Genomic DNA, 24,188 nt, shown 5'->3' with positions numbered 1-24,188 from the left:
TGCATGAGTGTAATCCGCCCCGCCACCATTGAAGACGTCCCTGCCATCCTTCGTATGATCCACGACCTTGCGATCTACGAAAAGGAACCGGACGCCGTTAAGAACACCCCGGCCATGCTCGCCGAAGTACTCTTTGGCGAGAATCCGCGGGTATACGCCACCATTGCGGAAAACAGCGCAGGCACAGTTCAGGGTTTCGCGCTCTGGTTCCTGAACTACTCCACATGGGAAGGCGTCCACGGCATCTACCTTGAGGACCTCTACGTGGTTCCGGATGCCCGTGGCGAGGGACACGGCAAGGCGCTCTTGCAGTATCTGGCCGCCACCGCCGTCGAACGTGGTTACGCCCGGGTGGAGTGGAGCGTCCTGAACTGGAATGAACCCTCCATCAACTTCTACAAGAACCTTGGTGCGTTCCCCATGGAGGAATGGTCAACGTTCAGGCTGACAGGCGACGCGCTCCAGGCCTACGGGACGAACGTCGGTGCGGCGAAGGAGGCTCTTACCCATGGCTGACTGGTCAATGGCTAACCAGCGGCCCTCCGCCGGCGAGCACCGCATCCAAGCCCGCCACGAATTCCGTGGACTCCGGACAGTGGAGCATTACTTCACGGTTCCCTTGGTGCATCAGGCGGAAGTCCCCGGCGAGACGATCACCATCTTTGCCCGGGAATACTCCTCCACCGACCATTCGGCGGTCGAGGCCTCCAAGCTGCCGTGGCTGCTGTTCCTCCAGGGTGGACCCGGTGGCAGAGGCAACCGTGTCACCTCGCTGTCCGGCTGGATGAAGGCTGCGGCAAAGGATTTCCGCATCCTGATGCTGGACCAACGGGGCACCGGATTGTCCGCGCCGATTGAACGGCAGTCGCTTGAGCTCCAGGGCGACGCCGCGGCGCAAGCAGAATACCTGACCCACTTCCGTGCCGATTCCATCGTGGCCGACGCCGAGCACATCCGGGCTGTCCTGGGATCCGGCCCGTGGTCAGTACTGGGCCAAAGCTTCGGTGGGTTCTGTGCTTTGACGTACCTGTCATTCGCCCCGGAGGGGCTGCGGGAAGTGCTCATCACCGGTGGCTTGGCACCCCTCCACGGTGCAGCGGACCGCGTGTATCAGGCAACATTCCGTCGAGTTGCCGCGAGGAATGCGGAGTATTTCTCGTGGTACCCGGAGGACCGGGAAAAGGTCACGCGAATTGCCCGTCATCTGGAGCAGCACACTGAACTCATGGCCAGTGGCGAACGGTTGACGCCGGAGCGTTTCCAAATGGTGGGATCCTTCCTGGGCGGCAACACCAGGGTGGATGCTTTGCACTACCTGTTGGAGGATGCTTTTATCGACACGCCTTCGGGCGAGCGATTGTCAGAAACGTTCCTGGAACAAGTACGGGGGCTCGTGAGCCGGGCAGCCAATCCGCTCTACGCCGTCCTGCACGAATCAATCTATGGTCAGGGCGAGGCAACCAACTGGGCCGCTTGGCGTGTTCTTGAGGACTACCCGGAGTTCAAGCCTGAGGCGGAAGAGCCTCTGCTCACGGGGGAAATGGTCTACCCCTGGTACTTCGAACAGGATCCGGCACTCGTTCCCTTGCGCGATGTGGCCGAACAACTTGCCGCCCGGAAAGATTGGAAACCGTTATACGACCCCACCCGGTTGGCGTCCAACACAGTCCCCGTTGCTGCCGCCGTATACAAGGACGACATCTACGTGGATCATGATCTTTCCCTTGAAACCGCTGCTGCGGTGCGCGGACTTCAAACCTGGGTCACCTCGGACTTCCACCATGACGGCATCGGCGAAGACGGTGAGGGCATCTTTGGGAGACTCTTCGGCATGGTGCGCGCCACCCGCTAAGCAGACGTGCCATCCGGCTGGCCGCCCATCGAAGCCGGTGTCCGCCGGCCGGCTGCCATAATGACCGTCAGGGCAAGCACAGCTGCGGCGAGAACGCTGGAAGCGATGTTGAGGCCTTGATAGCCAATCCAGGCAAGCAAGAGGCCGGAGGTTGCACCGCCGACCGCTCCGGCGGCACCCATCAGGGTGTCCGAGACGCCCTGCACGGTGACGCGTTGCTCAGGTGCGAGGCTCTCGGCCAACAGCGTTGATCCGGCAATGGTTGCCGCCGACCATCCCAGGCCCAGGAGAATGAGCCCTACCGTCACCAACGCAGGTTCATGTTGGCCGAAGCCGGCGATGAACACCGCAACCAGCAAAAGCCCGTGGCCCATGGCAATGGTCTGAAAGCGGCCGGCCTTGTCTGTCAGCCAACCCCACAGGGGCGATAGGGCGAACATTCCAGCGATGTGGAGGGAAATCGTGAGCCCGATGACCACCAGCGCATCCGTGCTGTCGGTGGTTCCTCCATGGTGTCCTTCATGGGATCCACCCACAAGCTGTTGAAGATGCAGCGGTGTCATTGACATGACAGCCACCATGACTCCGTGGGCAGCGACCACTGCCGCCAGTGCGAGCATCGCCTGCGGTGATGAACGGACTGCGCGAAGACCGGACCGGATGGTTCCCCGGACAGGCTGCGCCCCTGGCTCGTCACCAGCCTCAGCCTGAGCGGCCAGTCGACGGGACATCAGCAGCGGATCCGGCCTCAAGCCTGCGAACAACAGGCCGGCTGCCAGGAACAGTCCCACAGCGGAGAAGACGAAGGGGCCGGCGATGGGCGGCAGGCCAAGTGCCTCACCCACTGCGGCTCCGGGCTGGATCAGGTTGGGCCCTGCCACAGCTCCGATGGTGATGGCCCAGACCACGGTGGACAATGATCGACCACGGTGCTCCGGTTCAGCGAGGTCGACGGCGGCGAACCGTGCCTGCAGGTTCGCGGCGGTCCCAAGGCCAAGGAAGGCTGCGCCCAGCAAAAGAAGCACGAACGACTGGCTCATGACTGACGCGATGATGAGCAGCGCACCCACCATCGCAGCTACCAACCCGGTGACAAGACCTACGCGCCGGCCGCGTGCCTCAGCCAATCTGGCCAGCGGCAGTGCTGCAACTGCGGCAGCGAGTGTCAGGACGGTGGTGATGGATCCCGCCCATGCTTCGGATCCTGATAGGTCCACGGCCAGCAGGGAGCCGATGGAAAGTGTGGCCCCATTGCCAACGCCGCTGAGCAGCTGTGCGGAACTGAGCAGGAAAACAGTACGGCGCTGAACCCGTTGTGGGTCCAGCGCCGTAGTTGAAGTGGTAGTCACTTCACGAGACTACAACTTTTGGAGGTCAGTTACTCTGCTTCGCTCATGCTCTTGCGTGCATCTTCTTCCAAGCGTGCATCCAGCTTCGCCTGGCGTGCTGCAGGGCTCAACAGGCTTGCTACGACAGCAACGATGATGGTGCCCACGATGACCGCCAGCGAAACATAGGTGGGGATCTCAGGAGCCCACTCGATGTGGTGGCCGCCGTTGATGAACGGAAGCTCATTGACGTGCATGGCGTGCAGGACAAGCTTGACGCCGATGAAGGCCAGAATTACGGACAGGGCGTGCTTCAGGTACACCAGGCGTGTCATGAGTCCGCCGAGGAGGAAGTACAGCTGACGCAGGCCCATCAAGGCGAAGATGTTCGCGGTGAAGACGATGAAGGCGCTTTGGGTCAGGCCGAAGATCGCCGGGATGGAGTCCACGGCGAACAGGAGGTCAGTGAGGCCGATGGTGATGAAAACGATCAGCATGGGGGTAAAGACCTTCTTGCCGTCCACCACGGTGCGGATCTTGTTGCCATCAAACTTCTCGGACATCGGGAGGACCTTGCGGATCCGGGCAATCAGCGGGTTCTCAGTGTCTTCCTCGTCCTCACCGGAGTCCCGGGCCTGCTTCCAAGCAGTCCAGAGGAGGAAGGCGCCGAAGATGTAGAAGACCCAGCTGAACTGCTCGATGACCACTGCGCCCAGGGCAATGAAGATACCGCGGAGGATCAGCGCGATGATGATGCCCACCATTAGCACTTCCTGCTGGTACTTACGGGGCACCGAGAAGCGCGCCATGATGATGATGAAGACAAAGAGGTTATCGATACTGAGGCTGTACTCAGTGACCCAGCCGGCGACGAATTGCCCGCCGTATTCCGGGCCGGCGAAGATGAACATGGCCACTGCAAACAGCAGGGCGAGTGCAACGTAGAAGCCGACCCACAGGCCGGCTTCCTTCATGGAAGGTTCATGGGGACGCTTGACGACCAACAGGAGGTCGATCAGCAGGATGATTCCGAGGGCGACAAAAGAGCCGATCTCGAACCAGACGGGAAGCTGCATTAAAGGTGCCTTTCGCAGGGTACGGGAAAGCGGTGTAAGTCTCTCCGGCCTGCCAGGGTGCGGTGAATGCAGATGTTGGCGGCCCGCTAGATCCGGCGAGGCATCTGTGCCTTGCGTGCTGACGGACGTAGCGCTTGGGATACTCCCCTACGTGACCTCAACCTTACCTTAGGCGTGCCCGGCGGACTGCATCTGGCGTAATTCGCGCTTCAACTCCTTGACTTCATCGCGGATCCGGGCTGCGACTTCGAACTGCAGCTCAGCGGCCGCCCCATGCATCTGTTCTGTCAGCTGCTCAATGAGACCTACAAGATCTTCGGCCGGAGCTGCGGCAAGGCCATCCTGCCGAACAGTGGCGGCGCCCTTGGCGGCTGATTTGCCACGTTTGCCACCCTTGGCCAGCCGGTTGTTGTTGAGCAGTTCCTGGGTGTCTGCGTCTTCCTTTGCCAGCTGATCGGTTATGTCGGCAATCTTCTTGCGCAGAGGCTGGGGGTCTATGCCGTGGTCGGTGTTGTACTGCACCTGGATGGCACGGCGGCGGTTGGTCTCCTCAATGGCGTGGGCCATGGAGTCGGTGATCCTGTCTGCGTACATATGTACCTGGCCCGAAACGTTACGGGCAGCACGGCCGATGGTCTGGATCAAGGAGGTGGAGGACCGCAGGAAGCCTTCCTTGTCCGCGTCCAGAATGCTGACGAGGGAAACCTCGGGAAGATCCAAACCTTCGCGGAGCAGGTTGATGCCCACCAGGACGTCGAAGACGCCCATCCGGAGCTCCCGGAGCAATTCCACTCGCCGCAGGGTGTCGACGTCGGAGTGCAAGTACTCCACTTTGACGCCATGACCCACCAGGTAGTCGGTGAGGTCCTCGGCCATGCGCTTGGTCAACGTGGTGACCAGAACGCGTTCGTTCTTTTCCGTACGGGTCCTGATCTCACCGAGGAGGTCGTCGATTTGTCCCTTGGTGGGCTTGACCACCACCTCCGGGTCAATGAGTCCGGTGGGACGGATGATCTGCTGGACATAGCCATCGGCTTTGCCTAGCTCGTACTTACCCGGGGTTGCGGACAGATACACAGTCTGGCCGATGCGTTCCAGGAATTCATCCCACTTCAGGGGCCGATTGTCCATGGCCGACGGAAGGCGGAATCCGAAGTCCACGAGGTTCCGCTTGCGGGACATATCGCCTTCGTACATGGCACCGATCTGTGGAATGGTGACGTGAGATTCGTCAACCACGAGCAGGAAGTCATCAGGGAAGTAGTCGATGAGGCAGTGCGGAGCCGTTCCGGGGTTACGGCCGTCAATGTGGACGGAGTAGTTCTCAATGCCGTTGCAGAAACCCATCTGCTGCATCATTTCGAGGTCGTACGTAGTGCGCATGCGAAGCCGCTGGGCTTCCACGAGCTTGTTCTGGCCTTCGAGGACCTTGAGGCGGTCAGCGAGTTCATCCTCGATCCGCTTGATGGCACGGGCCATCCGTTCAGGCCCGGCCACATAGTGCGAGGCCGGGAAAACGTACATCTCTTCCTCGTCCCGCAGAACCTCTCCGGTCAGGGGGTGGAGTGTCTGGATGTTCTCGATCTCATCACCGAAGAATTCGATCCGGATGGCGAGTTCCTCGTACATCGGAATGATCTCCACGGTGTCGCCGCGCACGCGGAACGTGCCGCGGTGGAAGTCCATGTCATTCCGGGCGTACTGCATGGAGACGAATTTCCGAAGAAGATGGTCGCGGTTCATTTCCGCGCCCTTGCGGAGCGTGACCATGCCGGCGATGTACTCTTCCGGCGTACCCAGGCCGTAAATGCAAGACACCGTGGCCACCACGATCACGTCGCGGCGGGTCAGGAGGGCGTTGGTGGCCGAGTGCCGGAGCCTTTCGACTTCCTCATTAATGGAGGAGTCTTTCTCGATGAAGGTGTCCGTCTGCGCTACGTAGGCCTCCGGCTGGTAGTAGTCGTAGTAGGAAACGAAGTATTCCACCGCGTTGTTGGGCAGCAGTTCCCGGAATTCATTGGCCAGCTGTGCGGCGAGGGTCTTGTTCTGGACCATCACCAGGGTGGGGCGCTGGACCTGTTCGATGAGCCACGCCGTGGTGGCGCTCTTACCCGTACCCGTGGCGCCGAGAAGGACGACGTCCTTTTCGCCATTGTTGATTCGTTCTGTCAGCTCTGCAATGGCTGTCGGCTGATCACCGGCGGGCTTGAACTCGCTGATCACTTCGAAAGGCGCGACGACACGGTTGATTTCCTGGGCAAGGCTCATGAAACCAATCTACCCCCGCCCCAGGACAGCTACTGTCCGCGTTTGCCTTCAGCAGAAGAGATATACGACGGCGGCATCCAGCCTGTGCGGTTGGCCCACTCATCCATGAGCGGCCAGGCAACCTCGGTCAACCACGGCTCCTTGGCGTCGGCGTAGGCAGCAGCGCCTTGGTCCCCCGTGTGCGAGGCCGCCAGTTCGTGCTCGTGTGCTTGATACAGTTCCGCGGCAGACGGTTCTGCCCGTAACCAGTCGCGGAACAGCAGCGCATAACGCCATTCGGGTGAGCCGGCCACCCGGACGTGCAGGTTCACCGGCCGGCCCGGATCCGCGTTGGCGTGGAATCGTTGTTGCCACTCTGCTGGTTTCGGGTGCGAGGGCATTGGCGTGTCTTGATCGGCTTGGGGTACTGCGGGAAACCCGGAAGCGGCGAGGAGGGGCGAGATCCGATCCGCCGTTTCAAGATCTGCGACAGCGACTTGGAGGTCAATGACGTCTTTTGCCACCAGCCCGGGCACCGACGAGGAACCTATGTGGTCCACCGCAAGAATGTCCCGGGGCGCGACGGCGAGAATTCGTTCGGCGAGCCGCTCAGCCTGAGCTGCCCACTCCCCCTTCGAAGCACCAATGACAGGGCAAACTGCGCGGCGGGCCCTGGTGCCTCGGCGGAGGTTCTCCGCGAAAGGCATCAAGCGGCGCGCCCACAAATCATCCACCGCGTCGAGCAACTCTTGCCGAGTTCCGGAGTTGTCCAGGACAACGTCGGCAGCGGCCATGCGCTCTGCACGCGTAGCCTGCGACGCCATACGGGCCAGCGCGTCCTCCTTGGACATCCGCCGGAAGCCCACCATGCGTTGAACGCGAACTTCATCGGGAGCATCCACCACCACTACCAAGTGAAAGTTGCTGCCCTGCCTTGTTTCGACAAGAAGCGGAATGTCCTGGACCACGATGTCACCAGGGCCCGCACTGGCCACGATCGACGCAGCAACCTCACGGACCAACGGATGGATGATGCTGTTGAGAACTTCGCGTTGAGAAGGGTCCTGAAACACAATGGAACCGAGCTTGGGCCGATCAAGCCTGCCACTGGCGTCGAGGATGCCAGGACCGAAGGCCCCAACAACCTGCTCCAAGCCAGGTGTCCCGGGCTCCACCACCTCCCGCGCAATGACATCTGCGTCCACCAGGATCGCACCCAGTTCCTGCAACCTGGAAGCCACCAGTGATTTCCCCGAGGCGATGCCGCCCGTCAGCCCGATCTTCAGCACCCTCCAACACTAGACTGAAGCGGTGGACAATGAGGAAGACAGCCGCGCGACAAGGTATACAACACTCGCGGCGGGTCCGGATCACCGTCACGAACTGGAGATCCGGCGGTCCCGTTTCATCACAGTTCTTCGACGTTCACCTGATGAGGAAACCGCCCGCTCACTGGTCACAGACCTGCGGCGTGAATTTCACGACGCCCGCCATCACTGTTCCGCCTTCGTCATTGGTCCGGATCGCATGATTCAACGCTCCAGTGACGACGGCGAACCTTCCGGTACTGCGGGCATCCCCATGCTGGAGGCCCTCATCAAACGTGAGACGGCAGCAACGGTGACTGACCTCAGCGACATCAGCGTCGTCGTCGTGCGCTATTTCGGAGGAATCCTGCTGGGTGCGGGCGGGCTGGTCCGTGCGTACTCCGAGTCGGTCTCCACTGCTTTGGACCTCGCTCCGCTCGTCCAGCGACGACGCCTGCGGCTGTGCGCCATAAATAGTCCCCACGCTGACGCAGGACGCCTGGAAAATGACCTGCGCAGCGCCGGTTATGTGATGGCCGAAACTGGATACGAACCCCGCCACACCATACTTCGGGTGGCCTTGCCTGATGATGATGCGGCCATCTCCGAGGCCCACGCCCGCTTGGCTTCGTTGACGTCCGGGAACTTGGAGCTACGGCTCCAGGGAACCGAGTGGGTGGACGTTCCCTGCTAATCGATCGCCCCGTTCCGGCTTAAGCAAGAAGGACCCCTGCCCGGAGGCAGGGGTCCTTCTTTGGCTATTCAGCACATCCCGTGAGGGAGGCGGAATTAGTTGCCGGTCAGCTTCTCACGCAGTGCGGCGAGTGCTTCGTCGGACGCCAGGGTACCAGCGTTGGACTCAGCAGCAGCCGGCTCCGAGGAGTAGCTCGTGGTGCCGGAATCGCTCTCACCGGACGTTGCAGCAGCAGCGTCGTCAGCAGCGTGCTGGGCAACCTGCTTCTTGTGAGCTTCCCAGCGGGTCTGGGCGTCAGCGTACTGCTGCTCCCAAGCGGCGCGCTGGGTCTCGTAGCCTTCGAGCCATTCGTTCGACTCGGGGTCGAAGCCCTCAGGGTACTTGTAGTTGCCCTCTTCGTCGTACTCAGCGGCCATGCCGTACAGAGCGGGATCGAACTCGGTGCTGTCAGCGTCAACGCCCTCGTTAGCCTGCTTGAGGGAGAGGGAGATACGACGACGCTCGAGGTCGATGTCGATGACCTTGACGAACAGTTCGTCGCCAACGGAGACAACCTGCTCGGCGAGCTCAACGTGGCGGACTGCCAGCTCGGAGATGTGCACGAGGCCTTCGATGCCGTCTTCGACGCGAACGAACGCACCGAACGGAACCAGCTTGGTGACCTTACCCGGAACAACCTGGCCGAGGGCGTGGGTGCGGGCGAAGGTCTGCCACGGATCTTCCTGCGTAGCCTTGAGCGACAGGGAGACACGCTCGCGGTCCAGATCCACTTCGAGGACCTCGACGGTGACTTCCTGGCCAACCTCGACAACCTCGGACGGGTGGTCGATGTGCTTCCAGGACAGCTCGGAAACGTGAACGAGGCCGTCTACGCCGCCCAGGTCCACGAATGCACCGAAGTTGACGATGGAGGAAACGACGCCCGGACGAACCTGGCCCTTTTCCAGCTTGTTGAGGAACGTGGAGCGAACCTCGGACTGGGTCTGCTCGAGCCATGCACGGCGGGACAACACAACGTTGTTGCGGTTCTTGTCCAGCTCGATGATCTTGGCTTCGATCTGCTGACCGATGTACGGAGCGAGGTCGCGGACACGACGCATCTCCACGAGCGATGCGGGCAGGAAGCCACGCAGGCCGATGTCCAGGATGAGGCCACCCTTGACAACCTCGATGACGGTACCGGTAACGACACCGTCTTCTTCCTTGACCTTCTCGATGTCGCCCCAGGCACGCTCGTACTGAGCACGCTTCTTGGAGAGGATCAGACGGCCTTCTTTGTCTTCCTTGGTGAGAACCAAAGCTTCGACCTGATCGCCAACGGCGACGACGTCACCGGGATCAACATCGTGCTTGATGGAAAGCTCGCGGGAAGGGATGACACCTTCGGTCTTGTAACCGATGTCGAGCAGAACTTCGTCGCGGTCGACCTTGACGACGGTACCTTCGACGAGGTCTCCGTCGTTGAAGTACTTGATGGTGGCGTCGACAGCTGCGAGGAAGTCCTCAGCGGTACCGATGTCGTTAATGGCGACTACGGGGGTACCGGGCTTCTCGGTGGAGGTGATGGTCATGTAGTAGGGGCTCCGTTGTGGATAGATAGTCGGTCAGGCAAACCGCTGCCGCCCGGGTCCGGACGGCAGAACACGGCAAAATACCGGGTCATCCTGATTTGTGGATTAATACAAAATGGATGCATGCACGTAGTACACGCCCGTTTATTCTAGTCGCATTGGCAAAGCAGGGTCAAAAGGAGTGTTACAGCGTCAGAACGTCTCCAAGACGGGCAAACGAGACGCCGTGGTCCAGCAGGCGCGGCAAGGCACGCGCATAGCCGTCCGCAGTGCCTGCAGCCGGTCTATTGAAGTGTGAAATGACGATGTCACCCGGCACCACCCGCCCCACCTCCGCCGCGACGGTGGCTGCAGAATATGTGGCTCCGCCGTCGCCGTTGACCGTGAAGTTGACCGGAATCATACCGAGCCTTCGCGTTACTTCTACCGCGACGTCGTCGTAGAACGCAGTCCCTGGGCGGAAAAACTGCGGAACCTTACCGCCGATCTCCTGCAGGATCGCCTGGTTGCCCATGAGTTCGTCGTAGGCCGCGGCAACGCTGGCGGTGCCGTGGATTCCATAAGCGGACTTGCCATTCACTGACAACGGCAGGTGGGCGGTGCCGTGGTTGGCGAGTTCGAACAGGGGGTCAGCGGCCAGTTCTGCGGACAGAGAGGGGTTGGCGTGGATCCAGCGACTGTTGATAAACAGCGTTGCGGGAACACTGAGCTTCCGAAGGGTTTGCAGGAGTTTGTGGTCGCAGGCCGTACCGCCCGGTCCGCCGCACGCATCAAAGGTCAGTGCCACCTTGTGGGACTGTGACTTGTTCACGACTCCCGTTACGTGCAGCCCCCATTCCTTGGGATGCCTGCCGGCGAATTCCGCCACGATCTGCTGCTTGTCCGGCCTGGCCTTCGGTGTGGCCGTTGCGGCAGGAGCAAGGGCAGCAGCGGCCTGTTCGCTGGACCTGGCAGCTATGGAAGGTGGGGCTATGGCCGGACCCGTACGCGGGGCCCCTGAAGGAGTTGCGTTTGAGGCCGCCCGTGGGATGGCACTGCCTCCGTCCGCACACGCCGCCAAGGCAGCAGAAGCGAGCCCTGCCATTCCAAGCAGCACTGATCGCCGGCCGGCCAACGGCCGCCGCTTGGAATCCCCCATGGATGTCCCTATCTGGTTGTGACTATGTGATTGTGGCTATCTGATGCCGTCTAGAAGTGGGTGAGGCAGTGCGCAGATCGTTCGACTGCAAAGAGTTGCTGGGCCAGTAAGGCTGCGCCCGGGGTCTTCTCCTGGATCCGACCGGCCGCGGCCAAGGTCACCGGCGACACCGCACCTAGGTAGATGGAGCCAAGGTCCGCTGCGTCGAGGCTGAGGTCGGGCGTCTCTCCGGCCGCTTCCTTCACGACGGCGGCAGCACCGCCGTCGGACTCCAGAACCCAGGTGCCACCCGCCAAACCCAAAGAATCCGTCACCTCCAGCACCAGCCTGCCGGCAACGGGGAAGCTGCGGGCTTGCAAGGCGGCTGGTGTATCCAGGATCCTGAGCCACAGCATGTCGCGGATTTCAGAGGCCTCAATGCACCTCGGATCCTCCAGTGCCCACGCAAGGGGGTCATCGACAGGCGCTTCAACCCACGTCACCTCGTCAATGAGGTCGATGCTGCCCAGGAAGCGCCACAGGTCAAGGTAGGCCGCGTTGCTTGCCGCCACAAGATCCACGATCTCCATGGTGTATGGCTTGTGGTCCCAGCCTTTGAAGCGGTAGGAAACGTAGCCATCCAAGGATCCGGAAAGGTCATAGTGCAGGGCGCAACGGACGGAGGTGTCTGGCTTGCCGTCATGGCCGATGGAACCGGAAGCGACCAGCCGGTAGTACTCCTGCCGGTCAATGGAACCCGGCGAGAGCCGCTGGAGACGTTCAAAGACCTGTGGGGCCACGTCCAGGAGCACAGACGGATCGGCGACTTCCACAGTGCCTTGCGGCAGACCCCTCAGCCGGAAGCGTGGGCCTGTATCAACCTTGATGCTTCGTTCAAAAGTTGCCACGCCGAAGCCGAAGCGGCCATAAATGGAGGCCTCGGACGCTGTGAGGGCGGCCATGGCAAGGCCGTCATCCTTGGCAGCTTCCAGATCGGCGGTGATCATGCCGCGAAGGATCCCGTTCCGCCGGTGCGTACCGCGGACTGTGACGGCGGTGACCAGGTGGGCTTCCAACTGGCGGCCGAAGCCAATGTTCAAGGCCTTGCGCATGGTGGCGTACGTTGCCACCGGAACGTCGGCGCCGAGCGAGTGATCAGGCACGCTGCCGTTGACATAGACGCCTGTCAGTTCGCGCTTGTCGGTTTGATAGGCCGTCAGGGTCTTGGCCAGGTATTCGTCGTCGCGCCGCTGTTGGTGGAAGCCGTGGGAGACGGCCTGTACCCAAGTGGTGCAGCGGCTGTAGCCGGGGTCAGCCGGATCGGCTACGGCAGGGAAACGTTGGACAGTGTATTTTCCGGAGTTGTTGTCAATGGGATCAGCCACGCCTCGAGCCTAGCCAGACGCCGGAGGGCGCGCCACCATCTCGGCGGCGCGCCCTCCGGCGTTCCTGTGAATGCTCTGCCCGGATTAGTGTCCGGCCTCGTACCAGCTGGAACCGACGCCAATCTGGACATCAAGCGGGACTGACAACTCAGCAGCTGAGCCCATCTGTTCGATCACCAGCTTTTCCACGGCTTCGCGTTCTCCCGGGGCAACCTCCAGGACAAGTTCGTCGTGGACCTGCAGCAGCATGCGGGACTTGAGTCCTTGGCTGGCAAGCTCAGCCGAGACGCCCAGCATGGCGCGCTTGATGATGTCCGCGGCCGAACCCTGGATGGGTGAGTTCAGTGCGATGCGCTCGGCTGCTTCCCGGGCTTGACGGTTGGTGCTGGTCAGGTCCGGCAGGTAGCGGCGGCGCCCTTCGATGGTGGCTGTGTAACCGTCTACCCTGGCTTGGTCCCTGACGCCGTCAAGGTAGGCGCGTACGGCACCGAAGCGGTCGTAGTAGTCCTTCATCAGCGTGCGAGCCTCGTCCACGGAGATCTCCAGCTGCTTTGACAAGCCGAATGACGTCAGACCGTAAGCCAGGCCATAGGACATCGCCTTCACTTTTGAGCGCATGGCACTGGTGACTTCGGCCGGTTCAACATTGAAGATCCGCGCACCGACGAAGCGGTGCAGGTCCTCCCCGTCTTTGTAGGCCTGAATCAATGCCTGGTCCCCTGAAAGGTGGGCCATGATGCGCATCTCGATCTGCGAATAGTCGGCCGATAGTAAGCATTCATAGCCCTCGCTGACCATGAAGATGCTGCGAACCCGACGACCCTCTTCGCTGCGGACCGGGATGTTCTGCAGGTTGGGGTTGTTGGACGAGATGCGGCCCGTGGCTGCAATGTTCTGGGCGTACGTAGTGTGGATGCGCGCATCATCCGCCACGGACTTTTTGAGGGTCTCCACCATCTGGGCCAGTTTGGACGACTCGCGGTGCGCCATGAGTTGTACCAGGAACTCGTGGCCGGTCTTCTCCAACAGCCCCTTCAACGACGCAGCGTCCGTGGTGTAGCCGGACTTGATCTTTTTGGTCTTCGGGAGGCCTAGTTCGTCGAACAGCACCGTTTGCAACTGCTTGGGGGACCCGAGGTTGACCTCATGCCCGATAGCCGCAAAAGCCTGTTCCTGAGCATTCTCGATCACCTTGGTGAGGTCAGCCAGTTGCTCGTCCATTCGGTCCGTGGACACAAAAATGCCGGTCAGTTCCATCTGTGCCAGCACGCGTGCCACCGGAAGTTCCAGCGTGGTCAACAGGGCATCGGCCTTGATCTCGGCAAGTTCCTTTTCGAAGTGCTTGCTCAAGGCGTGCACGACGGCGGCATGCTGGACGAGCGCTGTTGCGGCAACTTCGTCGGTGTCACCGGAAAGGTCCAATTCCAACTGTCCGGACTGGGCCGCAGCAGCGGCAAGGGAGATCTTCAGGTGCACTTGGGCCAGCTCAGCAAGGTCGTAGCTGCGGCGGTCCGGCTGGATCAGGTAGCCGGAGATGGAGGTGTCATCCACCACGCCTTCCAGTCCCAAGCCACGGTTGTGAAGGGCCTTGAGCGCCGACTTGAATTCGTGAAGGACCTTGGCTTCCTCGGGATCCTGCAGCCAGCGGGCCAGGACAGATTCTGCAGCCGCGTCCAGGCCTGCCAGCTCTATGAAGGCAGCTCCGTTGTTCCTGACAACAGCCAGCGCACTCGCGTCATCCCCGATGCGTCCGGGTACCAGCTGCACGGCGAGGGCTGAGCGGACACCGGATCCTGCGGCGAAGAATGCTTCGAGTCCTGCAGCATCCGTGAGCTTGGCGAACTCAGGTGCCTCGATGGTCTCCGGCGCGGCCCCAGCGGTGTCGTCGCCGTAGAGATCGAAAAGCCTGGTGCGTAGGGTACGGAATTCAAGCTCTTCAAAGAGCTCCTCGATCGCTTGGCGGTCCGGGCGGGGCTCGTGTAGATCCGCCAGAGTGATAGGCAAGTCAAGATCGGTCAGGAGTTGATTCAGCCGGCGGTTTCGCTTGACGTTTTCAAGGTTCTCCTTGAGTGCGCCACCCACCTTTCCGCCGATCGAATCAAGGTTTTCCAGGATGCCCTCGAGCCCTCCATAGAGGTTGATCCACTTGGCAGCGGTCTTGGGGCCAACTCCCGGAACTCCGGGAAGGTTGTCCGCAGTCTCCCCCACCAGCGCGGCGAGGTCCGAGTACAGACCGGGCTTGACGAAGTACTTCTCCTCGATGGCCGCTGCGTCCATCTTCGGGATGTTGCTGACACCTTGCTTGGGGTACAGCACAAAGACGTTGTCATTGATGAGTTGGAACGCGTCCCTGTCACCGGAAACAAGCAGCACCTCAAAGCCTGCAGCGTCACCTTGTGCTGCCAGCGTGGCCAGGACGTCATCGGCTTCGTATCCGGGCATGGCAATGGTCCGGATGCCCCAAGCTTCCATGACCTTGGCTATGAGACCGATTTGGCCGGCGAATTCCGCTGGCGTGGCGTTACGGCCGCCCTTGTATTCGCTGTATTCCGCCTTACGGAACGTGGTGTCATCGGAGACATCGAAGGCTACGGCGACGTGGGTGGGCTTCTGGTCCTTGATCAGGTTGATCAGCATTGACGTGAAGCCGTGGACGGCGTTGGTGTATTGCCCCCTGGCTGTGGAGAAATTCTCTGCGGGGAGGGCGTAGAAAGCCCGGAACGCCATGGAGTGGCCGTCCAGGACCAGCAACCTTGGCCGGCCCTCCCCCGTGATGCTGGTGGATGCTGTGGCAGAGGGGGTGGGTGCTGTAGCGATGGCAGCAGCTTGGGCCGTTGGAACCTGGTCCGGTTTGGTTGTTTCACTCACAGGTGCCAGCCTAGTTGGCATGATGGACAATTTCACGCCGAACAGGTTTGTCGACGAGCTCAACGAGGCAGGTGTGCCGCAGGAATTCCACGATTGGCTCTCAGCACACGGCGTTGGTGCCCTTGTAGTGAAACTTGGCATCCGCTTCACGGAACTGGGCGCCGAACGCAGTGTTGCCACCATGCCCGTGGAGGGAAACACCCAGGTTGCGGGCATCCTGCACGGCGGGGCGCACGTTGTCCTGGCGGAGACACTGGGATCGTTTGCTGCTTCGCTGCACGCCGGCAAGGGACGCCACGCCGTGGGCATTGAAGTCGGCGCAACCCATCACCGATCCGTCGCCAGCGGCACCGTAACGGGCACCTGCACGGCCATCCACCTGGGCGGCACCCTGGCCACCCACGAGATTGTCATTACGGATGACAAAGGGCGAAGGCTCTCAACAGCCCGGATCACCAATATGATCCGGGACAATCGCCACTGACTCCAGCCAGTTGACGTGACTACCGGGGAAGCCGGTAGTGCAGTTCGGCCGCCGCCCCGCCAAGGATCTTGGACGAAACCAACTCGAGCGGCGCCGTCGGGCCGTTGAGCGGCAACAGCCGCTTTCCTGCGCCCAGCACCACGGGAATGATGGTGACAATCATCTCGTGCAGCAGACCGGCATTAGCGAATTGGGCCACGAGGTCGCCCCCACCCACGAGCCAAACGTTCTTGTCTCCAGCGTCCTTGAGCAGGTCCGGTGCGAACTCACGAACGTCACCGCGGACGAAAGTGATATCCGAGCCGGCCGGTGCGGAGTACTCGTGGTGGGTGAAGACCCAGCATGGGGTGCCCGGATACGGCCACTTCCCAGGTTCATGTTCCATAAGCCATCGGTAGGTTTCGCCCCCCATGGCGATGCAGCCGACACCGGCCATGAAGGACTCGATGCTTTCGTTCACGCCCTCGACTCGGTCGAACTGCAGGAGCCAGCCAAGGTCGTCATCCGGTGATGCGATGAAGCCATCAACAGTTGAAGCTACGTAGTACTGGAAAATCGACATGGCCCCAGACTAGGACATGACCCCGGACTAGTCAGTGGACGGACGGGTCCGCTTGCCCAGGGAGGGCGCGTCTTGCCCTGTCCGTCGAGAGAGACCGTTGTTGGGCGGTTCACTTGGCGGCCCGTTGGCCGGCTCATTGGCCGGCTCACTATCCGGTGGCGTGCCCGCGGCTTCCGATGGATGAGGGGTGCTGCTGGAAACGGCGGGACCGTCGTAGAAGAATGTCACCGTCCCGGCCACCTCCACCGTGTCCGTGATGGAAATCCGGAGGGTGTCCCTGCCATCGGCGGGCGGCATTCGCAGGTACAGCGCCTGGTAGTCCCCTCCCCCGGCCACAATGTCCGGGGCTGCAGGGACGCCGTCGAACAGGACAGCTCCTACCCGTACGTAGTAGCCGTCCAAGCGCACAATGGTGCCGCCTGTCCTGGGACCCGAGGCGCGGGGCCTGCCGATGAGGGGTCGCAAGTCCTCGTCCACTACGGTCAGCCCGAGCAATTGCCGGGGGCACGCTTCTCCCGGTGCCGGATCCGCCGTGAAAACACTGCCGGGACTGCGGCGGTGCTGCGCCACCACAGAAGTCAACGTGGCAGCCACCCTGAATTCAAGGCACTGCCTTTGGGACACCCGTGGAGTGGTGGCTACGGCGATGGACGCCCGCTGCCAGTCCTCTTGGCTTCCGGTCTGAAGGGCGCGGCAGACGGCGGCGCCCGCCAGCCAGAGCGCGGCATCCGATGCGCCTTCCACGTGCTCGGCCAAGGCATCGCACTGGAGTTGCTGGAGCAGGAGGTACCGCTGGCCCGGGACAGGATCGCCGGACCCGATGGGTCCAGTGGGTAGCCAGCTCACCACGGTGGGCTCCTGGGGAGCTGCCACGGGACCCGTGCTTTCCCCGGGTTGTTGGGAGATGCTGGAACTTCCGGTGGGGTCGACGCCGGCGGGTTGCGTTTGCGTCGAGGCCTCCTGTGTTGTGGGGGCCGACGCCGAGGTGTCCTGTGCCGGGGTGTTCTGGGACGCGCTGTTTGATGAGGTGCTATTTGCTGTGGTGGTGTTCGGGGATGCGCTGGCATTTGCCTCGGGGGCCGCAGGGGGCGAAGCGGGGTTCGAGCCAGGCGAGAGACCGTCAGTTGAAGGCGGAAGGCATGCCGAAAGTCCCAGCATCAGGACAGGGCACAGCACCAGTCCGATGAGATGCTCCCGGGATCGGCTCTTCATGACAGCCCCACCTTTGGCGGTTCTCAATCACGCAGCTATGTGCATAACTACAGTGCTGATTATTCTCCCGAACAGAGCTGACGACCAGAAAGGCAGCTACTTTCCGAAGTAGGGCACGATCAGGTAGATGCCGAACAGGACGCCCAGCGCGCAGAAACCAAAGCAGATATAGGCCAGTGAACGCACCAAAGCCGGCGATTTCTGTTGGGCGTCACCGGCGATGGCCGTGAGGCGTACGCCCAGGGAATACAGCACCACCAAAGTGACTGCGGCCAAGAGAGTGACTCCGGCCACCTGCAGCAATTCCAACCATTTCATCGCTGCACATCCTCGCTGGGGGTGGTGGTCTTTCGGGACTTTTTCTTCTTGCGGAAGCGCACCGCGTGGCCGGCTTCTTCGACCTCGACGGCGTTGTGGTGGCCCACATGGGACTTGCGTGACACCACGAACATGAACAGGACTGCCGCGGTTCCCACCACGGCGGCGATGACGACGCCGACAACGCCGATGCTGACCAGGAGGGCCGTCAGTGCTCCCACGATGGCAGAGGCCGGGAGGGTGAACAACCAACCGAGGGCAATCTTGCCGGCGGTGCCCCAGCGGACAGAGGTTCCCTTGCGGCCGAGTCCTGAACCGATGACAGAGCCCGAGGCAACCTGTGTGGTGGAAAGGGCGAAGCCCAAGTGGGATGAGGCCAGGATGGCCGAGGCCGTGCTGGTTTCGGCGGAGAATCCCTGGGCCGGCTTGACTTCAGTGAGGCCCGAGCCCATGGTGCGGATGATGCGCCAGCCACCGGCGTAGGTGCCGATAGCGATGGCGAAAGCACAGGCAGCGATAACCCAGAACTGCGGACCGCTGCCCGGAGCCTGCGTACCTCCTGCGATGAGGACCAGGGTGATGATGCCCATGGTCTTCTGGGCGTCGTTGGTTCCGTGCGCGAGGGCCACCAGGCTGGAGGTGAAAATCTGTCCGGTGCGGAAGCCGCCGCGTTTCTGCGTGAGCTTGTCACCGGTTTCGGGATCGTGCCGGGAGGTAAGGGCATAGGCCAGGCGGGTACAGATGTACGCTACAAGGCCTGCGATGAGCGGCGCGAAGATGGCGGGCAGGATCACCTTCTGCAGCACGGTCTCGAAGTTGATGGAGTGGAAGCCGATGCCCACCACTGCTGCTCCGATGAGGCCGCCGAAGAGGGCGTGCGAGGAACTCGACGGCAGGCCTTTGAGCCAGGTGATCATGTTCCAGAGAACGGCCCCCATGAGTCCGGCGAAGATAATGTCCGGGGTGATGTGGATGCCGTCCGAGCCTTCGCGGATCAGTCCGCCGGAGATGGTCTTTGCCACTTCCGTGGAGAGGAACGCGCCGACGAGGTTGAGCACGGCAGCCAGGGCGACGGCCGTTTTGGGCTTGATCGCCCCCGTAGCGATAGGCGTAGCCATCGCATTGGCAGTGTCGTGGAACCCGTTGGTGAAGTCAAAGAATAGGGCCAACGCTATTACCAGCGCGACCATGAAGGTGATATCCACCTGTTGCCCAATCTGCAGAGTCGACGACGTTCAGCAGTTTCACTTCCCCATACCTGCCATCCACAGCATAGTTCAGCCATTGTTCAACTGAAGTGGCTTGCGGGATTCACTCTGGCGGGCTTGAAACCTTAAGAATCCTACGTGCCAACCGGTGAGCGGACAAACGTGCGCGGGTTCCGGTTCAGCCTAAATACGCCCTCACAGCAGCGAGGTCGCGACGGGACAGACCTTTGCGGGGATCCGGTGAGATGCAAAGCACACGATCCTGCTGGTACTCGGCCCAGGATCGGGCATCTGACTCTTGGCTGAGCTGATCGTCGAGCCAGACGATTCGTTCGCTGCCGACAGCGGCCAGATCCCGTTGAAGGGCCACCAGCTTCCACCATTCCGGGCCCTCGTCCCAACCTTGGCTGGAAAGCACGGGCCAATCGTGTCCGTTCAGCCCGATCGCGGGGCACAAGAACTCAGGGGCCAGGCGTTCCCAGGTAGTAAGCCAGACAAAACGTGCAGCAGGATGGGCCGCTAACTCATTCAGTTCGGCTATGGCTTCCGGCGCAAAGGCGACATCCAGGATCCCGGCATCGGCGAGGGCCCATTCGCCACCCCAGTCGGTGGTGCCCAGAGGGCTGAAGGGGTTCACCACGCCGTCGACGTCCAGGTAAACAGACACCGGCGCGACAGCGCCTTGGCTGGAATCCATGACACTCCCCTTTTCCCACGACTGTGGCTTAGCCTACGGGACAACAGCTTGGCGCAGCCTGAAAAATCAAACTCTTGACGTTCGTCATGGAAGTGATAGTCTCAAATCATGGAAAAGCCCACAGTCCATTCCGCCCTAAGTGTTCGTGACATCGAGGACACCGTCCGCACCGATTTCCGGCATGCGATGTCCTACGGCGGGTACCTGGACCTTGACCGTCTGCTCAGCTCCCAGCACCCCCTCAGCGAACCCGAACACCACGATGAACTGCTGTTCATCATCCAGCACCAGACCAGCGAGCTTTGGCTGAAGCTTGTCCTGCATGAGCTGCTGGAAGCCCGCCGGCTTTTCGACGCGGACAACCTTGGCAAGGCACTCAAGTGCATCGCCAGGGTCAAGGCCATCCAACGCACCATGACTGAGCAATGGTCCGTACTAGGAACGCTCACACCCCGCGAGTACGCGCAGTTCCGTGGTTTCCTGGGGAGCTCATCCGGCTTCCAGTCCTACCAGTACCGCGGCGTTGAATTCCTGCTCGGCAACAAGAACCGTGCAATGCTGCGCGTCTTCGAGAGCGAACCGGAGGCTCACGCGTTGCTCAGCACGCTTCTGGAGGAGCCCACGTTGTACGACGCCTTCCTTAGGGTTCTGGCCCGCGCCGGTTATGACATTCCTGCCGACATTCTGGACCGGGACACGAGCGAGCCGTGGACGTTCCGCAAAGACCTGGTTCCCATCTTCCAGAAGATCTACGAATCGGACGATACCCCGTGGGGCCTCTATGAAGCCTGCGAGGACCTGGTGGACATTGAGGACAACTTCCAGGCCTGGCGCTTCCGCCACCTCCGGACAGTCCAGCGCACCATCGGCTTCAAGGTAGGTACCGGCGGATCGTCCGGCGTGGACTTCCTGAAGCGCGCCTTGGACCTCACGTTCTTCCCGGAGCTCTACGCCGTTCGCACCGAGATCGGCAACTAACAACATCACCGGGCCGCTGCCGCCCAATACTTCCGCAGGAGCAACCATGACCACAGCACAGCAAACCCAACGGCCAACGTCGGCCGAATTGGACGCCGCTGATCCCCTCGCCGCCCAGCGTGATGCCTTCTACACGCCCGACGCCGATCAGCTCGTCTCATATCTGGACGGCAACTCCCTCGGACGCCCGCTGAAGGTCACCTCCGCGAATCTGGCGTCTTTCGTTCACGATGCCTGGGGCAGCCGCCTCATCCGTGGCTGGGACGAGCAATGGATGGACGAGCCCACCGTGGTGGGCGACCGCATCGGCGAAGTGGCCTTGGGTGCTGCGCCGGGACAGACCACAGTGGGTGACTCCACTTCGGTGATGCTGTACAAAATGATCCGCGCCGCAGTGGATGCCCAGCCGGGTCGCGACGAAATCATCATCGACCGCGACAACTTCCCCACTGACCGGTTCATCATTGAGGGCATCGCCAAGGAGCGCGGGGCGAACATCAAATGGATTGCTGCGAACCCTGCCAGCGGCGTGTGCGCGGAAGACCTGGACGGGCTGTTGGGTGAGCGGACCGCCGTCGTTGTCCTGAGCCATGTGGCCTACCGCTCCGGGTTCCTGGCCGATGCCAAGGGAATTACCGCCAAGGTGCACCAAGCCGGAGCCCTCATGCTCTGGGACCTCTGCCACTCGGTTGGCTCCGTTCCTTTGCAGCTGGACGAATGGGGTGTTGACCTTGCCGTCGGGTGCACCTACAAGTACCTCAACGGCGGACCCGGATCGCCCGCCTTCGCCTACGTCAACGCCTCGCAGCAGGACTGTTTGCAGCAGCCCATCTGGGGTTGGATGGGTGCAGACAACCCATTCGGAATGACGGAGTCGTACAAACCCGCACAGGGCATGCGCAGGTTCATCACGGGAACGCCTCCGGTGCTGGCCATGCAGCCCCTCAAAGACATGGTGGAACTGATCGCCACGGTGGGAATGGACGCCGTCCGCGAGAAGTCGATCAAGCTGACCGAATATGCAATCGCGCTTTCCGAGGAGCTCCTGGTGCCGCTTGGTGCCGAAATCGTGAGTCCTCGCAATCCCGCCCAGCGTGGCTCGCACATTACGGTGGACCACACGCTCTTTGCCGATGTCACGGCCAAGCTGTGGGAAAAGGGTGTCATCCCCGACTTCCGTCCACCCCACGGCTTGCGCATTGGCCTTTCACCGCTGAGCACAAGCTTTGCCGAGGTTGAGGTGGGAGTCGCAGCCATCCGCGACGCCCTCTTGGAACTCCTGTGAGCCGGAAATGAGTGCCGTCCTTGACGATATGGACTCCCGTCCCGGGAGCACAACGTCGCTGCTGCGCACCGTCATCGGCCTCTATCTGCGTGACGCCGGGGGGTGGATGTCCGCCAAGGACATCGTGACTCTCATGGAAGCCTTAGGCACGTCCGGGACAGTAACCCGGACGGCCTTGGGGCGGCTCCGCAAGAAAGACGTGGTGTTGCAAGAGGCCCGGGACGGCGTCCCCGGCTTCACGCTCACCGAGGGCGCGGCGACTATGCTGGCCCGCGGCGACCGCCGGATCTACAACCCCCGGAGCATGTCAGCGTCGGACCCTTGGTGCCTGATCTCCTTTTCCATTCCGGAGACAGAGCGCGAGAAGCGGCATCAATTACGGCGCAGGCTCCACTGGATCGGTTGCGGTACGGTGGCTGCCGGACTGTGGATCTGCCCTGATTCGCTGCGGGTTGAGGTGGAAGAAATTCTTGCCGATCTCGATCTGCGGTCCATGGCCACCATTTTCGTGACGGAGACTCCGCTTGTGGGCGGCAGCCTTCAGGATGCGGCGTCCAAGTGGTGGGACTTGGACGCGGTGGCCGAACTGCACAGGGACTTTATCCGCGAGCACACCTGGGTCAGCGGAAACGGCGCCGACATTCCAGCGAGCAGCGGTGAAGCGGTGGAGCCTTCCCCGGAGGCCTTTGCTGCGTACGTCCAGTGCATCGACCGGTGGCGGATCATCCCGTACCTCGACCCCGGGTTGCCGTCGGCTTTCCTGCCCTCGGACTGGCCCGGGGCCCAAGGTACAGCCTTGTTCAGTCGGATAGTTGCGGCGTACGCGGAACCGAGCGGGCAGTTTGTCCGGAGCGTTCTTCAGGAAACTGCCGGGGTGGCCGTCTCCTGATGGCTGTACCCCGTTTCTGGCTGCGACGCCCCACCAATACGGCTCCCCAAGATCTTCGATGGGTGTTTTGAAGCCCAACTGCCGCTGCGAAGACCTGCGGGACGTTCCCGAACGCGCCCGCCGAGTCGGCCACGGGGTAGATGACCGACCCGCCCGAGGATGAGTTGTCCACTTTAGCTCCCTGCCTTTACGCGCGACACGAACCGGAACCTGTCACCGCGAAATGCGCTGCGAGTCCATTCCACCGGCGCCCCCGCCGCATCCCGGGCCAGGCGGTGGACCACCAACAGCGGGGCTCCCATCTCGATTCCCAGCAGCCTGACATCCTCCGGACCGGCCAGTGCTGTCTCCACCGTGTCCTCAACGTCGGCTATATGGACCCCGTAGACGTCAGCCAGGACGGCATAGAGCGACCCCGCCTTGGCCAGGTTGGACTTGAACCGCGGCAGCTTGCCGGGAAGCCAGGCGACCTCATGCGCCAGCGGTTCTCCCTCTATCAAACGGATGCGCTCAAGCCGGGTCACCGGCTCGCCTTGATCGAGCCCTAAGCGGGCGGCAATCTCAGCATCGGAACCAACCACGTTGAGGGCAACCAGGGTGGAGTCCGGCCGCATGCCTTGGGTACGGGCGTCATCAGAAAATGAGGTCAGCTGCCGGACGTGCGTCACCTTTGGCGGTGCTACGAAGGTGCCGTGACCTTGGATGCGGCCCAGTTTCCCCTCAGCCACCAGCTCGCTGATGGCCTGCCTGACGGTGGTCCTGGATGTCCCGTACTTTTCGGCCAGGGCACGCTCGGTAGGAATGAGCGTGCCTGGCTGAAGACCCGCCATCAGCCGGAGTACCTCGGTCTTGAGGACGTAGTACTTGGGGGTTGCATGCGCGACATCACTGGACATATTGGACATCCTACTTCTAGACAACATCATTGGTCTATGCCAATCTTGTCACGTTGGTCTAAACCAATCTCGGAAACACTCCCGAAGACCATACTTTTCCACACAACCAAGGACAAAGATGCCGATCCTGCACGCAGTGTTCGGAGTACTGGCTATCCTCGGGTTTATGTTTATCCGAAGGTTCGCATCCGAAACGAAGGGACGCCAGTTGGAG

General features: G+C 61.7%; 21 protein-coding genes. 7 read left to right on the top strand and 14 right to left on the bottom strand.

The genetic code is table 11. From position 1 onward, the window contains the following. Positions 1 to 3: 3 nt before the first annotated feature. A complete protein-coding gene (locus ARUE_RS11160) occupies positions 4 to 516 on the top strand; it encodes a GNAT family N-acetyltransferase (protein ID WP_014921865.1) in 513 nt (170 codons plus the stop codon). After that, positions 509 to 1,852, top strand: a complete 1,344-nt coding sequence (locus tag ARUE_RS11155; RefSeq protein ID WP_014921864.1) for an alpha/beta fold hydrolase — start codon at positions 509 to 511, stop codon at positions 1,850 to 1,852. The genes ARUE_RS11160 and ARUE_RS11155 overlap by 8 nt, the downstream gene beginning before the upstream one ends. Here the strand turns inward: ARUE_RS11155 and ARUE_RS11150 are convergent. The 4 genes from ARUE_RS11150 to coaE all read right to left on the bottom strand — a co-directional run bounded on the left by ARUE_RS11150 (position 1,849) and on the right by coaE (position 7,792). Further along, positions 1,849 to 3,201, bottom strand: coding sequence for an MFS transporter (locus ARUE_RS11150; protein WP_014921863.1), 1,353 nt, complete (start codon positions 3,199 to 3,201; stop codon positions 1,849 to 1,851). The genes ARUE_RS11155 and ARUE_RS11150 overlap by 4 nt on opposite strands. Before the next feature lie 29 nt (positions 3,202 to 3,230). Then, positions 3,231 to 4,256 (bottom strand): TerC family protein, encoded by a 1,026-nt coding sequence (locus ARUE_RS11145; protein ID WP_011774760.1) that lies wholly within the window; start codon positions 4,254 to 4,256, stop codon positions 3,231 to 3,233. A 168-nt stretch (positions 4,257 to 4,424) separates the two neighbouring features. Beyond that, positions 4,425 to 6,524 (bottom strand): excinuclease ABC subunit UvrB, encoded by a 2,100-nt coding sequence (gene uvrB / locus ARUE_RS11140; RefSeq protein WP_011774759.1) that lies wholly within the window; start codon positions 6,522 to 6,524, stop codon positions 4,425 to 4,427. Between the two features lie 29 nt (positions 6,525 to 6,553). Continuing rightward, a complete protein-coding gene (gene coaE, locus ARUE_RS11135; RefSeq protein ID WP_011774758.1) occupies positions 6,554 to 7,792 on the bottom strand; it encodes a dephospho-CoA kinase in 1,239 nt (412 codons plus the stop codon). A gap of 22 nt (positions 7,793 to 7,814) precedes the next feature. On the opposite strand from coaE, the gene ARUE_RS11130 reads away from it, so the two are divergent. Beyond that, a complete protein-coding gene (locus ARUE_RS11130; RefSeq protein WP_011774757.1) occupies positions 7,815 to 8,504 on the top strand; it encodes an IMPACT family protein in 690 nt (229 codons plus the stop codon). A gap of 95 nt (positions 8,505 to 8,599) precedes the next feature. On the opposite strand, the gene rpsA is transcribed toward ARUE_RS11130, so the two are convergent. The 4 genes from rpsA to polA all read right to left on the bottom strand — a co-directional run bounded on the left by rpsA (position 8,600) and on the right by polA (position 15,304). Further along, positions 8,600 to 10,075 carry a 30S ribosomal protein S1 gene (gene rpsA / locus ARUE_RS11125; RefSeq protein WP_011774756.1) on the bottom strand — a complete coding sequence of 492 codons (1,476 nt, stop codon included), beginning with the start codon at positions 10,073 to 10,075 and terminating at the stop codon, positions 8,600 to 8,602. A gap of 184 nt (positions 10,076 to 10,259) precedes the next feature. Further along, positions 10,260 to 11,213 (bottom strand): polysaccharide deacetylase family protein, encoded by a 954-nt coding sequence (locus tag ARUE_RS11120; protein ID WP_011774755.1) that lies wholly within the window; start codon positions 11,211 to 11,213, stop codon positions 10,260 to 10,262. A 50-nt stretch (positions 11,214 to 11,263) separates the two neighbouring features. Then, the gene (locus tag ARUE_RS11115) at positions 11,264 to 12,577 is read right to left on the bottom strand and encodes a GNAT family N-acetyltransferase (protein WP_011774754.1); all 1,314 of its coding nucleotides are present in this window, start codon (positions 12,575 to 12,577) and stop codon (positions 11,264 to 11,266) included. 84 nt (positions 12,578 to 12,661) lie between these two features. After that, complete coding sequence (gene polA / locus ARUE_RS11110; protein WP_014921861.1) at positions 12,662 to 15,304, bottom strand: DNA polymerase I; 2,643 nt, start codon at positions 15,302 to 15,304, stop codon at positions 12,662 to 12,664. 160 nt (positions 15,305 to 15,464) lie between these two features. Between polA and ARUE_RS11105 the strand changes: the two genes are divergently transcribed. Further along, positions 15,465 to 15,929, top strand: a complete 465-nt coding sequence (locus ARUE_RS11105) for a hotdog fold thioesterase (protein ID WP_081589172.1) — start codon at positions 15,465 to 15,467, stop codon at positions 15,927 to 15,929. 19 nt (positions 15,930 to 15,948) lie between these two features. Here ARUE_RS11105 and ARUE_RS11100 read toward each other — a convergent pair whose 3' ends face one another. The 5 genes from ARUE_RS11100 to ARUE_RS11080 all read right to left on the bottom strand — a co-directional run bounded on the left by ARUE_RS11100 (position 15,949) and on the right by ARUE_RS11080 (position 19,926). Then, the gene (locus tag ARUE_RS11100; RefSeq protein WP_011774751.1) at positions 15,949 to 16,491 is read right to left on the bottom strand and encodes a dihydrofolate reductase family protein; all 543 of its coding nucleotides are present in this window, start codon (positions 16,489 to 16,491) and stop codon (positions 15,949 to 15,951) included. Positions 16,492 to 16,518: 27 nt separating this feature from the next. Then, positions 16,519 to 17,703 carry a hypothetical protein gene (locus ARUE_RS11095; protein WP_014921860.1) on the bottom strand — a complete coding sequence of 395 codons (1,185 nt, stop codon included), beginning with the start codon at positions 17,701 to 17,703 and terminating at the stop codon, positions 16,519 to 16,521. Between the two features lie 96 nt (positions 17,704 to 17,799). Then, on the bottom strand, positions 17,800 to 18,021 hold the full coding sequence (locus ARUE_RS11090; protein ID WP_011774749.1) for a hypothetical protein: 222 nt from the start codon (positions 18,019 to 18,021) through the stop codon (positions 17,800 to 17,802). After that, the gene (locus ARUE_RS11085; protein WP_011774748.1) at positions 18,018 to 19,226 is read right to left on the bottom strand and encodes an inorganic phosphate transporter; all 1,209 of its coding nucleotides are present in this window, start codon (positions 19,224 to 19,226) and stop codon (positions 18,018 to 18,020) included. Before ARUE_RS11085 ends, ARUE_RS11090 begins: the two co-directional genes overlap by 4 nt. A gap of 181 nt (positions 19,227 to 19,407) precedes the next feature. Next, entirely contained in the window at positions 19,408 to 19,926 is a 519-nt protein-coding gene (locus tag ARUE_RS11080; RefSeq protein ID WP_014921859.1) for an HAD domain-containing protein, read from the bottom strand. Positions 19,927 to 20,034: 108 nt separating this feature from the next. On the opposite strand from ARUE_RS11080, the gene kynA reads away from it, so the two are divergent. The 3 genes from kynA to ARUE_RS11065 are packed head-to-tail and all read left to right on the top strand — an operon-like array spanning position 20,035 to position 23,078. Further along, entirely contained in the window at positions 20,035 to 20,904 is an 870-nt protein-coding gene (kynA, locus tag ARUE_RS11075; protein ID WP_014921858.1) for a tryptophan 2,3-dioxygenase, read from the top strand. A gap of 46 nt (positions 20,905 to 20,950) precedes the next feature. Then, positions 20,951 to 22,189, top strand: coding sequence for a kynureninase (locus tag ARUE_RS11070; RefSeq protein ID WP_014921857.1), 1,239 nt, complete (start codon positions 20,951 to 20,953; stop codon positions 22,187 to 22,189). Positions 22,190 to 22,196: 7 nt separating this feature from the next. Continuing rightward, positions 22,197 to 23,078 carry a PaaX family transcriptional regulator gene (locus ARUE_RS11065; protein WP_014921856.1) on the top strand — a complete coding sequence of 294 codons (882 nt, stop codon included), beginning with the start codon at positions 22,197 to 22,199 and terminating at the stop codon, positions 23,076 to 23,078. A 173-nt stretch (positions 23,079 to 23,251) separates the two neighbouring features. On the opposite strand, the gene ARUE_RS11060 is transcribed toward ARUE_RS11065, so the two are convergent. Further along, the gene (locus ARUE_RS11060; RefSeq protein ID WP_014921855.1) at positions 23,252 to 23,983 is read right to left on the bottom strand and encodes a GntR family transcriptional regulator; all 732 of its coding nucleotides are present in this window, start codon (positions 23,981 to 23,983) and stop codon (positions 23,252 to 23,254) included. Positions 23,984 to 24,188: the final 205 nt, after the last annotated feature.

The sequence above is a fragment of the Arthrobacter sp. Rue61a genome, assembly GCF_000294695.2.
Classification (GTDB): domain Bacteria; phylum Actinomycetota; class Actinomycetes; order Actinomycetales; family Micrococcaceae; genus Arthrobacter; species Arthrobacter aurescens_A.
Note: the sequence above shows the minus strand (reverse complement) of the source record. Positions and strands in the feature narration are given on the sequence as shown.

Excerpts from the sequence above, each read along its gene's own strand:
- ARUE_RS11160 (WP_014921865.1), top strand. The coding sequence starts at position 4 with ATGAGTGTAATCCGCCCCGCCACCATTGAAGACGTCCCTGCCATCCTT.
- ARUE_RS11155 (WP_014921864.1), top strand. The coding sequence starts at position 509 with ATGGCTGACTGGTCAATGGCTAACCAGCGGCCCTCCGCCGGCGAGCAC.
- ARUE_RS11145 (WP_011774760.1), bottom strand. The coding sequence starts at position 4,256 with ATGCAGCTTCCCGTCTGGTTCGAGATCGGCTCTTTTGTCGCCCTCGGA.
- uvrB (WP_011774759.1), bottom strand. The coding sequence starts at position 6,524 with ATGAGCCTTGCCCAGGAAATCAACCGTGTCGTCGCGCCTTTCGAAGTG.
- rpsA (WP_011774756.1), bottom strand. The coding sequence starts at position 10,075 with ATGACCATCACCTCCACCGAGAAGCCCGGTACCCCCGTAGTCGCCATT.
- ARUE_RS11120 (WP_011774755.1), bottom strand. The coding sequence starts at position 11,213 with ATGGGGGATTCCAAGCGGCGGCCGTTGGCCGGCCGGCGATCAGTGCTG.
- polA (WP_014921861.1), bottom strand. The coding sequence starts at position 15,304 with ATGGCGTTCCGGGCTTTCTACGCCCTCCCCGCAGAGAATTTCTCCACA.
- ARUE_RS11105 (WP_081589172.1), top strand. The coding sequence starts at position 15,465 with ATGATGGACAATTTCACGCCGAACAGGTTTGTCGACGAGCTCAACGAG.
- ARUE_RS11100 (WP_011774751.1), bottom strand. The coding sequence starts at position 16,491 with ATGTCGATTTTCCAGTACTACGTAGCTTCAACTGTTGATGGCTTCATC.
- ARUE_RS11095 (WP_014921860.1), bottom strand. The coding sequence starts at position 17,703 with ATGAAGAGCCGATCCCGGGAGCATCTCATCGGACTGGTGCTGTGCCCT.
- ARUE_RS11090 (WP_011774749.1), bottom strand. The coding sequence starts at position 18,021 with ATGAAATGGTTGGAATTGCTGCAGGTGGCCGGAGTCACTCTCTTGGCC.
- ARUE_RS11080 (WP_014921859.1), bottom strand. The coding sequence starts at position 19,926 with ATGGATTCCAGCCAAGGCGCTGTCGCGCCGGTGTCTGTTTACCTGGAC.
- kynA (WP_014921858.1), top strand. The coding sequence starts at position 20,035 with ATGGAAAAGCCCACAGTCCATTCCGCCCTAAGTGTTCGTGACATCGAG.
- ARUE_RS11070 (WP_014921857.1), top strand. The coding sequence starts at position 20,951 with ATGACCACAGCACAGCAAACCCAACGGCCAACGTCGGCCGAATTGGAC.
- ARUE_RS11065 (WP_014921856.1), top strand. The coding sequence starts at position 22,197 with ATGAGTGCCGTCCTTGACGATATGGACTCCCGTCCCGGGAGCACAACG.
- ARUE_RS11060 (WP_014921855.1), bottom strand. The coding sequence starts at position 23,983 with ATGTCCAATATGTCCAGTGATGTCGCGCATGCAACCCCCAAGTACTAC.